Source organism: Anatilimnocola aggregata (assembly GCF_007747655.1).
Lineage (GTDB): Bacteria > Planctomycetota > Planctomycetia > Pirellulales > Pirellulaceae > Anatilimnocola > Anatilimnocola aggregata.
In genome coordinates, this window is record NZ_CP036274.1 from 2,737,456 (window position 1) to 2,750,556 (window position 13,101).

General features: G+C 56.9%; 8 protein-coding genes. 6 read left to right on the forward strand and 2 right to left on the reverse strand.

Translation table 11 applies throughout. The annotated features are described in order from the left end of the window. From ETAA8_RS10450 to ETAA8_RS10475, 6 genes are all read left to right on the forward strand, one after another. Entirely contained in the window at window positions 1–642 is a 642-nt protein-coding gene (locus ETAA8_RS10450; protein WP_145087965.1) for a response regulator, read from the forward strand. A gap of 168 nt (window positions 643–810) precedes the next feature. After that, the gene (gene msrB, locus ETAA8_RS10455; protein WP_145087966.1) at window positions 811–1,296 is read left to right on the forward strand and encodes a peptide-methionine (R)-S-oxide reductase MsrB; all 486 of its coding nucleotides are present in this window, start codon (window positions 811–813) and stop codon (window positions 1,294–1,296) included. 307 nt (window positions 1,297–1,603) lie between these two features. Beyond that, window positions 1,604–2,284 carry a sigma-70 family RNA polymerase sigma factor gene (locus ETAA8_RS10460; protein WP_145087967.1) on the forward strand — a complete coding sequence of 227 codons (681 nt, stop codon included), beginning with the start codon at window positions 1,604–1,606 and terminating at the stop codon, window positions 2,282–2,284. Next, window positions 2,277–5,150 carry a serine/threonine-protein kinase gene (locus ETAA8_RS10465; protein WP_145087968.1) on the forward strand — a complete coding sequence of 958 codons (2,874 nt, stop codon included), beginning with the start codon at window positions 2,277–2,279 and terminating at the stop codon, window positions 5,148–5,150. The genes ETAA8_RS10460 and ETAA8_RS10465 overlap by 8 nt, the downstream gene beginning before the upstream one ends. A gap of 144 nt (window positions 5,151–5,294) precedes the next feature. Then, the gene (locus ETAA8_RS10470) at window positions 5,295–6,398 is read left to right on the forward strand and encodes a hypothetical protein (RefSeq protein ID WP_145087969.1); all 1,104 of its coding nucleotides are present in this window, start codon (window positions 5,295–5,297) and stop codon (window positions 6,396–6,398) included. Between the two features lie 552 nt (window positions 6,399–6,950). Then, window positions 6,951–8,393, forward strand: a complete 1,443-nt coding sequence (locus ETAA8_RS10475) for a sialidase family protein (RefSeq protein ID WP_202921737.1) — start codon at window positions 6,951–6,953, stop codon at window positions 8,391–8,393. A gap of 240 nt (window positions 8,394–8,633) precedes the next feature. Here ETAA8_RS10475 and ETAA8_RS10480 read toward each other — a convergent pair whose 3' ends face one another. Both ETAA8_RS10480 and ETAA8_RS10485 read right to left on the reverse strand, forming a co-directional pair. Next, window positions 8,634–10,001, reverse strand: a complete 1,368-nt coding sequence (locus ETAA8_RS10480) for a DUF1501 domain-containing protein (protein ID WP_145087971.1) — start codon at window positions 9,999–10,001, stop codon at window positions 8,634–8,636. Between the two features lie 67 nt (window positions 10,002–10,068). After that, complete coding sequence (locus ETAA8_RS10485; RefSeq protein WP_145087972.1) at window positions 10,069–12,477, reverse strand: PSD1 and planctomycete cytochrome C domain-containing protein; 2,409 nt, start codon at window positions 12,475–12,477, stop codon at window positions 10,069–10,071. Window positions 12,478–13,101: the final 624 nt, after the last annotated feature.

The window sequence follows — 13,101 nt, forward strand, 5'->3', positions numbered from 1 at the left end:
ATGAGCGACGATAAATCCGCAACTGTAATTCGCGTGCTCTGCGTGGATGATCATCCGTTGGTTCGCAAGGGAATCGTTGCCATCTTGGCGAACGAAGACGATGTGGAACTTGTGGCCGAAGCCGCGAATGGCAACGATGCGGTCGAACTCTTCCGCTTGCATCGGCCAGATGTCACGCTCATGGACTTGCGAATGCCGGGGCTCGACGGCATTGGGGCGATCAAAGTGATCCGCAGCGAGTTTCCAGACGCCAAGATCGTGGCACTTACCAGCTACGACGGCGACCAGGACATCTTTCGAGCCTTGGAAGCTGGTGTTCGTGGCTACCTGCTCAAGGAGATGGTTCACACCGTGGTGCTGAGCGCCATACGCAAAGTGTTCGCCGGGCAAAAACTCATGTCACCCGAAGTGGCCGAACGTGTCGCAGGATACTTTCCGCAGGACGCCCTCACTCCACGCGAAATTGAAGTCTTGTCACTCGTTGCCCAAGGTCTAGCCAACAAAGAGATTGCTGGGCAATTGGGTGCTGCCGCCGGCACGGTGAAGATTCATGTGCAGAACATTCTGGCCAAGCTACATGCTACAGACCGCACGCACGCCGTCACCATTGCCCTGCAGCGTGGCATTATCCATCTTCCGTAATGCCGGCCATTCAATGGTTCGGACACAAACTTTCACTAATCCAGTGTCTGCCATTCGGCATATGACTTTCGGCAGATGACAAAACTTGCTTTTGCTCGAAGATGGGCGGGCACGACACTTGATCGGCTTGAGAATTTACTTTGATGTAGCACCGCGGGAAATGAATCGATGGCACTTGTGTATGTGTTCAACAAAGTCGGCAAGCTTGTCGGACCGGTGGAATCGGCCGTTTGGAATCTGTCGGAGGAAAAATGGCGATCCCTACTGACCCCCGAGAAGTTTCGCGTGCTAAGAAAGCAGGGGACCGAAGCTGCCTTCTGTGGCATGCTGTACGACAACGAGCGCTGCGGAGTTTATGTCTGTGCTGGATGTAGCCTCCCTTTGTTCTCTTCGGACGCGAAGTTTGACTCGGGCACTGGTTGGCCAAGTTTCTCTCGTCCGATTGCCGCCGAAAACATCCGCGAGAAGTCTGACGACGGCCACCGCATGCAACGGGTCGAAGTGAAGTGCACTCGTTGTGACGGTCATCTAGGGCACGTTTTCCCGGATGGACCACGCCCTACGGGTTTGCGGTTTTGTTTGAACTCTGAGGCGATGATTTTCGCGCCCGATGACCAACTGGCAAAGCTCGCCGACCCTGCGGCCGAGATTTAAAATCAGGGCTTCAAACCGATCGAAAGCTTAGATACCTCAAACTGTTATGACATTCGTGGTCAGCCTGGTTGAAACAACCGGCACCCGAATGCGCTCTCATCTCTGGGCTGCTAGCTCGACCCGTCGATGATCGTTTCGGAATTCGTTGGATTTGGCCAAAAAAAGCCGTGACGTTCACCCGGGAATCCGGTCTAGAACCAAGGTTCGCTGCGCGTTGTCGCCGTGAGAGGTCGCATACCCGGTGGCTGGGCTTGACTCTCTCGGTACAATCTCAGCCACAGCGGCCAATGAAAAGGATTCCACGTTGATGTCGCCCCCCACGCTAGCAGGCCCGGTTGCCCGGGATTCTGACACGTCTGAAATTTGCATTTATCCGCGTCCAGAGATTGAGTCGCTACTGGCGAGCGCTAGGCGCGGAGATCGGCAGAGCATCGGCGAACTGCTCGCACATTGTCGTGCCTATCTGACACTGCTCGGTTCGACTCACTTCCAGCGACGGCTGCGACCACGTGTCAGCCAGTCTGATATCGTTCAAGAAGCCATGCTACGTGCGCATGCCCATTTCGCCCAGTTCCGGGGGCACACGGAACGCGAACTCATGGCCTGGCTGCGCGAGATTCTCGTCAACAGCCTGGCCCGATTTGTCGAACAGCACGTGCGCACGGCCAAGCGAGACATTCGCCGGGAAATTTCGCTGGATCAAATTCCAGGGGCAATGGGAGCATTGGCTCAATCACCGAGCGCAGAATCGTATTTCGCGCCTCATACCAGCATCCCGCCCGACGAGCGGCCGACATTACTGGCTGCTTTGTTGAGCCAACTGCCCGAACATTATCGCGAGGTACTTGTCCTCCGAAATATTCAAGGGCTTTCGTTCGAGGAAGTTGCGGAGCGACTGCATCGCTCGCCCGGTGCCACGCGAATGCTGTGGCTCCGGGCGATCGAAAAGCTCCGCGCGGTCTATCGGAAAGCGGAGCAATATGATTGATAACGACGTCACCAACTCTCAATGCGAAGCCTGCGGCGCCGACTCGGACGGCGAACGCGAGCGGCTGGCGAAAATACTGGATGAATATCTCTCGGGACTGGAGCGCGGCGAACCGGTCGGACCGGAGGAACTGCTGGCCCGGCACCCCGACGTAGCAGACCGCCTGCGCGGTTATTTGAGCGGCCTCGCGCTGTTCCACAATGCGGTTGCGGCTCAGCCTTCGCTGACCTCAATCGCCATTACCGGAGGAGTGGAACTGGGCGCGGCACTCGGCGATTATCGCCTGGTACGTGAGATCGGTCGCGGCGGCATGGGGGTGGTCTATGAAGCGGTGCAGATTTCGCTCGGACGCCGGGTCGCTGTGAAGCTGCTGCCGTTTTCTGCCACGATCAACGAAAAGCAGATTGCGCGCTTCAAGCACGAAGCACAGGCGGCTGCCCAAATTGACCACCCTCACATCGTACCCGTCTTTGGCGTTGGGCAAGCGCACGGAATTCACTACTTTGCGATGCAGTTGATTGGCGGACAGTCGCTGGGTGAACTCATCGCCGAGATGCGCGAGGAACCCGCGGGCAGCACACCGCGCACTGCCGAAACGCTCGACCATGTGATGGCTGTTGCGCGCATGGGCGTGCAAGCTGCGGAGGCGCTCGATGCAGCGCACGAGATTGGGGTCGTCCATCGCGATGTGAAACCCTCAAATCTGCTGCTCGACGAAAGAGGCAAGGTGTGGATCACCGACTTCGGCGTTGCTCGCTGCAAATCGGGTGCCTGCCTGACCGAGACCGGTTACGTGGTCGGCAGCATGCCCTACATGAGTCCGGAACAGGCCTTAGGACAGCCGGCCTTGGTCGATCATCGCACCGATGTTTATTCGCTGGGCGTCACGCTGTACGAATTGGCCACGCTGCGGCACCCCTGCGAAGGTTCGGCACAAGCGGAAACAGCCGTTGAGTACAGCCGCTCGCAGTGGCGACGTCCGCGCTGCTGGAATGGCTCGATTCCCATTGATTTCGAAAACATTGTGCTCAAAGCGATGGCAGAGAACCGTGACGAGCGGTACGCCACTGCCGGCGAGTTGGCCGACGACCTGCAGCGATTTCTCGATGGAAAGCCAATCGTTGCCCGCTGTCCCTCGTTGAGTTCGCGCGTCGAAAAATGGGCTCGGCGGCATCAGCGCTCAGTTGCGGCAACGATCGGCGCGCTAGCGCTGGGAATGATCGGTGTCGTTGTTAGTCTGGTGATGATCGCGACGGAACGTGCAGAGAAAGACACTGCCTACCGTACTGCCACTCAGAATAGCTTGCGCGCGCAACAGAACTATCAGCGTGCCGAGGCCAAGTTTCGCCAGGCGCGCGAAGTGCTCGATCGCTTCGGTGCGCGGGTCAATCAAATGCTGGCAAACGACCTTCCCGGTGTGGAGGGAATGCGGCGGGAACTGCTGGCGGAGATGCTGCCGTACTATCGCGAGTTCGCCCGCGAAGCGGCGAATGATCCGTCACTCCAGGCCGATCTGGCGCTCACCTACAGCAAGATTGGCTTTTTGTCCGAGCAGATTGGTTCGCAGTCCGACGCCGAAAGGGCCTATCAAGATGCCAAGGCGATTCTCGCGAGGCTCGTGCAAACCAAGCCAGCAAACGATGAGCATCAGCGAAGTCTGGCCCTGTGCTGTAACAATTTGGGACAGGTGCTGCAAAAGCGCGGTGCGATGGCAGCTGCCGAACAAGAAATGAAGAGGGCATTCGCGATCCAAACGCAACTCGCGGAACACTCATCACTGGCAGCGCAGGTTCAGCCAGAATTGGCAACCACCATGTGCAATTTGGGGCTCCTCTTCAGTCAGGCCGGCGATAAGCGGCAGGCTGCTGAGCAATTCCAAACAGCGATCACGATTCAGGAATCAATTCGCAAGATCACTCCCCGCGACGAAGCGAACCTAAACAATCTGGCCGCCAGCTACAACAATTTGAGCTCGCTCTATCTGCCCGCTCAATCAGCTGCAGCACAACGTTGGATCGAACGGTCACTTGCTATCCAGTCGGCTCTAGTGCGTGAGTATCCCACGCGGCGGAGTTATCAAAGCGATTTGGCGCTCAGCTACAACAATCTGGGAACCGTTCACTCGCGTTTGAATCGTCGCAGTGAAGCCGAACTGTGCTTTCGAGATGCAATTACCATTCAGGAACGGCTAGTGGCTATTGCACCGCTCGTGACGGCCTATCGCCGCGATCTAGCAACGTCCTTCAATAACTTGGGAATGGCCCAAACGAGTTCACAGTCATTGTCCGCAGCGGAATCATCGTTTGATAAAGCGCTTGCGATTCAAAAAGATCTGGTCGAAGCGCACCCACAGGACTTGAGCTTGCTGAGCGGTCTCGGGGGCATTTACAACAACCTCGGCATGGTCCGACAAGCGAACCGGCAGTGGGAAGCAGCAAGTGCAGCGTTCGAACAGGCAATTGCGGCTCAGCGTCAAGCGTATGAACGTGCTCCGGGCATAGCCCGCTTTCGTGACTCGCTGAGTAAGCACTATTTCAACCAGGCAGTTGTCTTGCGAGCGCTCCAGCGTCCTGCCGATGCAGCAGCGGCCACGCTAGCGCGTCGCGATCTCTGGCCCGACGACACAAAGCGATTGCTACGCATTGCTGACGAGTTGACTAGCATCGGCAACGAGTTCCCAGCCGGCGACCTTCGTCAGCGGTATTTGCGAGAGGCGAAGCTTACTCGAAGTACTGCAATTAGGGTGGGCGGCGAGCAGAGACCTGTGGCGCGGACGGGACCGTTTGATGTGTTGTTTCAGGATTCCGCCGGCGTGGAATACAGCAGAAAAGAGAATCAACAGTCGTTCACTGCGGCTCGTGATTGATCTTCTACCGCACTGACCACGACCAGGATAATCGCCATGTTTGAATTGATTCGATACAAGTTGCCGGGACTAGTTCCAGCAAATTTAGTTGCCGCCAGAAGGCATTTTTTCCGCCCACGACTGGAGTGTCTCGAAGCGCGCTGCATGCTCTCATTCGCGCCGATGGACGGCAATTACTTATCGGCAGAAGAAGCCATCGAGCCGGCCGAGACATTGCTGAGCGATCGGGGGCGAGGGCTCGATAGTCAACTGCCGGAATTTGAATTGCCGCCCCTGTTGGAGCAACCCAACGACAGTGAAAAGATTCCGCTACCCGATCTACCGGACTGGCAAGAGCCAATTCCGCCTCCGCCAGAGGACAACCCGTCCAACGATCAATCTGGCGACGGGGGAATGGTCGACCTTGGCAACGGGTTTGAGAACACACCTGCAGATGAAGTTGTGCCCGACGTGATGTCGGAACGTGAGTCGCGAGAAGTCATCGAGATGCTAGCCTCTCTGAAGTACCTATCCGTAAATCGGGATGCTGTTTCTTCCGCTTCGCTCGAAGATCAAGTGAATGAAACGGACAAAAGAGACTCGCGGTTCGAAAGCGACGAGCTGGATAAACTGAATTACTTTTCCAGGCATTCCGATGGGGGTTCAATCGAAATCGCCGTCGACGAGTTGGTGGCCGAAATGGAACCCGCGCGACCGGCAGCGGTCTTGTCGATGGATTCACTTCTTGAAATCTCGGTGCAAATGGACAACAGCTCCGGACGATATCAAGCGTTCGAGGTGTTGACGGGCGAGGAAGTGTCATTGCCTTCAGAGGTGCCGGAGGCCGAACAAGCAGACGCGCTGTTTGTGCCAACTTCATTGACGGACGACCTGGGCGCTATCGAAAACGACGCGGCAACTGACACGCAAGAGGGAGACGGCAGCCTGTTGGCAAATACGGCAATTGTGAACGGAGAGCCGTCGTCCCTGGAGACTGCTCCAAAACTAGCGGCGGGATTGATGGCAGGGGGCGAGCGTGGCAACCCCACCTGGTCCACAGCGATCGCGCTAGTCACGATTGGCGTTGTGTTTCAATTTCTCCGCGAGCAGAAAACCGCTCACTTGCGCTCGTGCGCAATATTACTTTGGCAAAGCTTCGTTTCAACCTATAGAACTCTGAGCCGTCGCACTTGTCGAATTGATGCCCAATGCCTTGAACGCACGGCAAACAGCGTGGCCCCCGTTGCCGTGAGCCGGACCGAAACTTAGGCAAGCTTTCCTGGGAAGCTATTTTCCTGGGGAGCTATAGCGTCTAGCGACGCCCTTATACTCTGCTGCGCTGGGCTTCGACCCGTACGGGCCGAGATAGAAACCCTTGCCACTCAGGGTGACAACAGTTTGGAGCCTCTTCATGTGCAGCCGATAGCAGGGCTGCATCTGCGTGATTGCCAGTTACTTCGCCTACTACAACACGGAGCGCAGTCTCTCGTCCCTTGATTACCTCAGTGCCACCGTTTTCGAGGCCCAACTCAACCTCCAACCGAACCTCTCCCCTTAACCACGACACTTTCCGAAATCTGCCAAGCAGCTCAGGTGGCCTCCTTGCCGAAAAGAGCTTGATTGACAAACCTCTCAACGTAAGCGAGACCCTCTTTGGCCTATCTCGTTTCGAGCGAAGCAATTCCGGATGAACTAAGTGCCATCCTTAAATACGACCGAAGCAATGCACAAATGTACTTGGTAGCATCTAGAATTGGCCTTAGCATTTTTAGCCCAGTACCGCGCAAACTTCAGTACGCCGCGCGATCCGCGGTAGCACTTATGAAAACTCAGATTCTTGGTCTTGCGGTCGGCATTACTTCGCTGATGTCGTCCGCTTTGGCGGTGCCACCGCAATCATCCAACAACGGCCGCCTGGAAGGTCCGAGAAACGTGCGACATAGCGCGGCTTCGCCGGCGCACTTGCGTGTCGAATGGGATGACATCGCGACGGGCGAAGCGGGCTATCGCATCTGGCGACGCGAGGCCGGGGGTGAGTGGTACCTGGCGGGAATCACCGGACCCGACGTCACTCACTTTGACGACGGCGGCATGAACCCATCGACTAACTACGAGCATCGGGTTGCGGCGTTCAACAAGAGTGGAGGCGAAGAGTCGGCCGTTTCCGGAGCATCGTCCACGCTGCCGATGACTGCGCACCTGGCTGCCGAAGTGCTCATCCCGTCAGGGAAGACATATCCTTCCGGACCGTCGTCGGTCTTATTGAACTCAGGCGAACTGCTCCTGGCCTATCAAACCGGAACCGCTGAGAAACGTAAGAATCACGCGAATGCATCTATCTGGCTACGTACCTCGCGCAATGGACGCGCCGCCTGGTCAGATGGCAGGCTGCTGCTCGGCGGCGACGCCCAAACGGTGTTCGGCAAATCGGCCCTCGTGCGGACGCAGGATGGCCGGTTGGGAATGACTTTCAGTCGTTGGACGTGCGACGATAAGGGAAAGATCGTCGATCGAAAACGGCAATTCATCGCGTCGGCTGATGAAGGGAAGACTTGGAGCGAACCGGTCGATGTGGGGCCCTTGTCGGCGAACAATCACACGCTCATCGTTGGTGACAAGGGGCGGCTACTCGAAGCGCTTTCTGATTTTTCCGGCGTCGCGAAGATCTACGGCTCCGACGATCACGGCGGCACGTGGCGCGAGCTCGGAAGTGTCGCCGGCAAACGACTCGGCGAAGCGGGGCTCGCCCACGTCGGCGACGGGCGGATTGTGTTCATCAGCCGCCACGAGTGGCCCTTCTACCGGTTGAGCTTCTCGAGCGATAACGGCGTGACCTGGGAAAAGACCGATGCGTTGCTGCCGCTCGGCGGCGGCGACAATCCTCCCAAACTCGTCGTGCTGCCCGATGGCAAGACTTTGGCGGCCGTCGTTCATTCCTGGTACTCGGGCAAGAAGGCGAAAGATCGCCGCCAGCTTGCTTCGCTCGTCAGTCGCGACGGCGGCCGCACCTGGGATAACTTCCGGCTGATCGGCTTTGCCCCAGATGGTGACGACGGCTTCCTGCAGCATTCTCTAATGTTCGCGAGCGATGTCGGTTATTTGTTCTATGGCGGAGGTTCGCGACTCGATACGAACGACGGCAAAGACCTGCGTCTGATTCGGTTGCATGCAGACTTTATTACTTCCACGGTTCGGTGGCCGTATGACTGGCAGGGAAAGCAGCTAAGCGAATTCGACTTGAAAGCACCACAGGGTGTTCGCTGATAGTTTTCAAGGGTGCGACCAATTATTCCCCGTATGTAATCTGGACGCGGAACGAGGGCACACTGGCGCTATGCGCAAACCTCTTGCTCAGCAGCCCGACATGAATGCGACGGACACCTTCTACCAGGGCATACTATTAGCTCGAGCTGTCTATAGCCGGCACACGGAAGCGGTAAGCGTGGTTCTTGAAGCACGTGCGGAAGTGTCGAATGTGGCTCTATGCGCAGCACGATGGCGGGATCAAGCCAGGATCTCCTTCACGACACGGGTCGGTTCCGTACCGTTGATGCGGAAATCGCGACCAGCAAAGCGATAGGTGAGTTGTTCGTAGTCCAATCCCAGTTGGTGCAAGAGGGTCGCGTGCAGGTCGTGGAAGCTAACCTTGTTTTCGACAGCAGTGCGTCCGGTTTCGTTCGTCTTACCGTAAGCGAGGCCCCCCTTCACGCCACCTCCTGCCAGCCAGAATGTGAAGCCGGAAGAGTTGTGGTTACTGCCGTTGTCCTTCGACAGCAGCGCGGTGCGACCGAACTCACCGCCCCAGACGATGAGGGTTTCGTCCAGCATGCCACGCTGTTCCAAATCTGCGAGCAGGGCGGAAATTGGACGATCGATGGCTTCGCAGTTGGCAGCCAGTTCTTTGCGATGGTTGCCATGCTGATCCCAATTCGAATGGCAAATTTCGATAAACCGGACACCCGCTTCGGCAAAGCGCCGAGCCAACAGGCATTGTCGCCCAAAGTCATCGTTGAGCGAGCGGCCAACTGCTCGCGAGTTACCGACGTTGTAGGCATCGAGCGTGGCCTGCGACTCGCCGCGAAGGTCCATTAGGTCGGGCACTGCCGACTGCATCCGGAAGCCCAGTTCCAACGATTCAATCACGGCTTCCAGGTTGGCATCGGACCGCTGCGCGACATGCTCGCGATTCATCTCCTGCACCAGCTCTAACTGGTTGCGCTTCACACTTGCGGGGAGGTGTGTGCCGGTCACATTGTTGATCGTCGCTTTGGAAATATCGGCGCCTACATAGCCAATTGCCGAGCCCTGATAGATTGGCGGCAGAAAGGCGCTGGCGTAGTTTTGAGCGCCACCCACACGAGTTTCTGGATTAATGGTGATGAATCCAGGCAGATTTTCGTTCTCACTCCCCAGTCCATACAGCACCCAGGAGCCGACGCTGGGGCGAGGAAAACGAAACTCGCCGGTGTGCATTTGCAGGAAGGCTTGCGGATGGTTCGGAACGTTGGCATACATCCCGTTAAGCAGACAGAGTTTGTCTGCCTGTTTGCTCAACTCGGGAAACAGTTCAGAAATCCAGAGTCCGCTTTCACCAGCCTGCTGAAACTTGAAGACCGAGCCGGGATGTTCTTTGTCGCCCGTTTGTGGTTTGTAGTCGAACGTGTCCACATGGGCCGGCGCGCCGCGCATGCACATGAAGATCACTCGCTTGGCCTTCGCGGGAAAGTGTGGTTGCTTCGGTACGAGCGGATTGTTCAGTTTGTTGCCAGCCGTCTTGGCTTCGCCACGGGCGTTTTGAGCACACAGCCCCGAAAGAGCGAGATAGCCAAACCCACACGAAGCGGACTGTAACAGCGAGCGGCGCGAGAGCATGGCAAGATTCCGAATGGGAAGGAATGTTTTGAACGTGAAGGTGATTACTTTGGGAGAGTGTCGCGAATCAGTCGATGTGTCGGAATTCATTCGTGGAGTACAACGATTGCCCCAGCGCGGACCAGGCGCGTCGGCGCTGATCAGGCGTCGTGGCATACAATTCCACCTGGGCTGACCGCAGAAACGCCTCCGCACGTTTCAATTCAGCCGAAGTGGGTTCCCGTTGCAGCGCCAGTTGATAGGCCAGTCCTATACGATTGGCGTCGTTTGCATTTCCTTGTGGATTCTGCCACGCCAAAACTCGCTCGGCAAATCGTTCCGCCTGCTGAACCATGAACGGGCTGTTCATTAAAAACAGTCCTTGTGCCGGCACTGTCGTAACATTGCGTGCTCCGACCACGAGGCTGGGATCAGCCAGATCGAAGACAGTCAGCTCTTCGGGCTCCCCGTTGCGGAGTATGCAGAGGTAAATACTGCGACGATTGGAAGGCTGATGAATCTTGTCCGGCGTGAGTTTGTCCTGAATGAGCGCTTCGCCGAGTCGAGCCAGCACCGAGCCTTCGCCGGGTGAACGGTCCAATTGGCCACTGACTGCCAGCGCGGAATCGCGGAACGATTCCGCGTCTAAGCGCCGGCGTTGATGCCGCCACAGGTACAGGTTGTCTGGATCGGCGGTAAATGAACTCGCGTCGAACTCGCTGCTCATTTGATAAACGCGACTGAGAACGACCGAGCGAATGAACTTCTTAAACGACCAACCATCGGCGACGAACTTCGTGGCAAGGTAGTCGAGTAGCTCTGGATGAGTCGGTGGTTCGCCATGCAAGCCGAAGTTGTCCGGTGTGCGGACAATGCCTTGGCCAAACAGGTGGTGCCAGATGCGATTCACGGCAACTCGGGCAGTAAGCGGATGCTGCGGTGCCGTGATCCACTGAGCCAATTGCAGTCGGCCACTTTGCTCCGCATCGAGTGCAGGTGGTTCGCCAATCGTGCAGACTTGTATGAAACCACGCGGTACAGCAGCACCCAGTTGACGCAACTCACCTCTGAGATTGATTTTGCAATCAGCAGGTGTCGTGCGGTCGCGGACCCCCATCGCTAGCGGCGTTCCAGCTGGATACTTGGGTGCGGCCTTTCCCTTCGCGTTTCCTTTTTTCTTTCCTTTCGTTCCTGCTTCCTCAGGTTGAACAACCGGCAACGGAGCAGGCGAGTCCTTAGTTGCCAGCACATGCAAATCGGTCGGCGGCGCGCCCCCCATATTGTTGCCGCCAGCCCCATAGAGAGTCTCGCTGCTGGTGAAGATGCCGGCGAGCGCATAATAGTCGCGGGTTGGAATAGGATCGTACTTATGATCGTGGCAACGCGCACAAGCAACCGTCAGAGCCATGGCCGCGGTCGTGACCGTTTCGATTTGATCAGCGACAACGTCCATTTGGAAATTCGGATTCCCTTGTGCGTTTGGCTTAGAACCGAGGGCTAAGAACCCGGTGGCTGTAAGGTTGGCGTTTCGTTCTTCCTGCGAGTCGGTCTGAAGCAGGTCACCAGCGATTTGCTCGGTGAGAAAGCGGTCGTAGGGCTTGTCGGCATTGAAGGCCGCGATTACGTAGTCACGATAACGCCACGCATAGGGAAAGGTCGAATTGCGAACGTTGCCGTTCGATTCACCATAGCGAGCAACGTCCAGCCAATGACGTCCCCAGCGTTCTCCGAACTGTCGCGAAGCGAGCAGGGAATCAACCAGAGCCTCAACGCTTGCCTGCCGATCGGCGGCATAGGATTGCGCAAACGTCACGGTTTCCTCGGGCGTGGGTGGCAGTCCCGTTAGGTCGTAATAGAGCCGGCGAATCAAAGTGCGAGGATCAGCATCGGCCGCCGGAGTAAGTTTGTGCTCCTCGAGGCTGGCTAGAACAAAGCGGTCGATTTCCGTGCGCGACCAGTTCGACTCTTTAACCTTGGGTGGTTCGGGTTTGGTAATGGACTGGAATGCCCAGAATTTCTTCCCCTCTTCGACATTGATCCCCGGCGGTGCTGGTGGCTGGGAATCAGCCGCCTGGACGACGGTGGTTGCAACGCGCGGATCGACCGCTCCCTGCTGCACCCATTTCACAAAGTCGTTGATCACCCCATCTGGCAGTTGCCGCTTCGGCGGCATTTCAAAACTCTCGAACTTCAATGCCTGAATAAGCAGGCTCTGCTGCGGCTTGCCGGGAACAATAGAAGGGCCCGATTCGCCACCTCGCAACAAACCTTCCCGGGAATCGAGCAACAAGCCTCCTTGAACCTTTTTGGCCGTCGCCGAATGGCACTCGTAACAGTGCTGGACCAGCACAGGGCGGATCTTCTTTTCGAAAAACGCAACCGCTTGCCGGTTTGCTTTGCTCTCCTGAGCGGAGATAACCGCCTGGCTGGCGCTCAGCCCTATGGCCAGTGCAACCAGGAATTGCCCAGGCCGAAAGATAAACGAATTTGCGGTCATGGCATCGACATTCTGGCGGGATGGCGGCGCAGAACTGAAGCATCTGTGGTCAGTTGCAGACTTGATGCGCTAGGCTGTCGTCTTAACGCGTGAAAAATGAGAACTTTCCCAGGAAAACGCGCGATCAGCTCCACAAGCCTTGTGCTGGTAGTGGCTCAGGATGACATCGCACAGCGATACGGCGGCGCGACTCAAGCCAACAGCATCGGTTGGTGACCAAAATCGGTGCAATTCTGGTCTTGATAGTGGCCGCAGGTCAGACCAGCAGGATACCTAGTTACCAAGAGAAGTTTGAGTTTGGAGCTCGGCCCCAGAGCATCTAATCGCGACAAATCGACACAATAGACTAGCCCAAAAGAGGTGCTCGAACGCCCCTGTTGCAAGCCGAATTGCCGCAAACTGAAATTAAAAGCTCTTTAGCCACTGGCATTTCATGGCCCCCTCTTTACAGTCGGATTTGTAGGCATACTCTGCGCATTCGGCGCGGTCCTACGAGACTCCCACACCCGCCGAGCCTGAGAGTAACGGCTCACTCACGGCGACTGACACCTCTCTCAATAGCACGACCTCTCCAATGCCCAACCGCAACCTTCGGTCGCTGTGGTCTCGTTTTCTTGGCAAGCA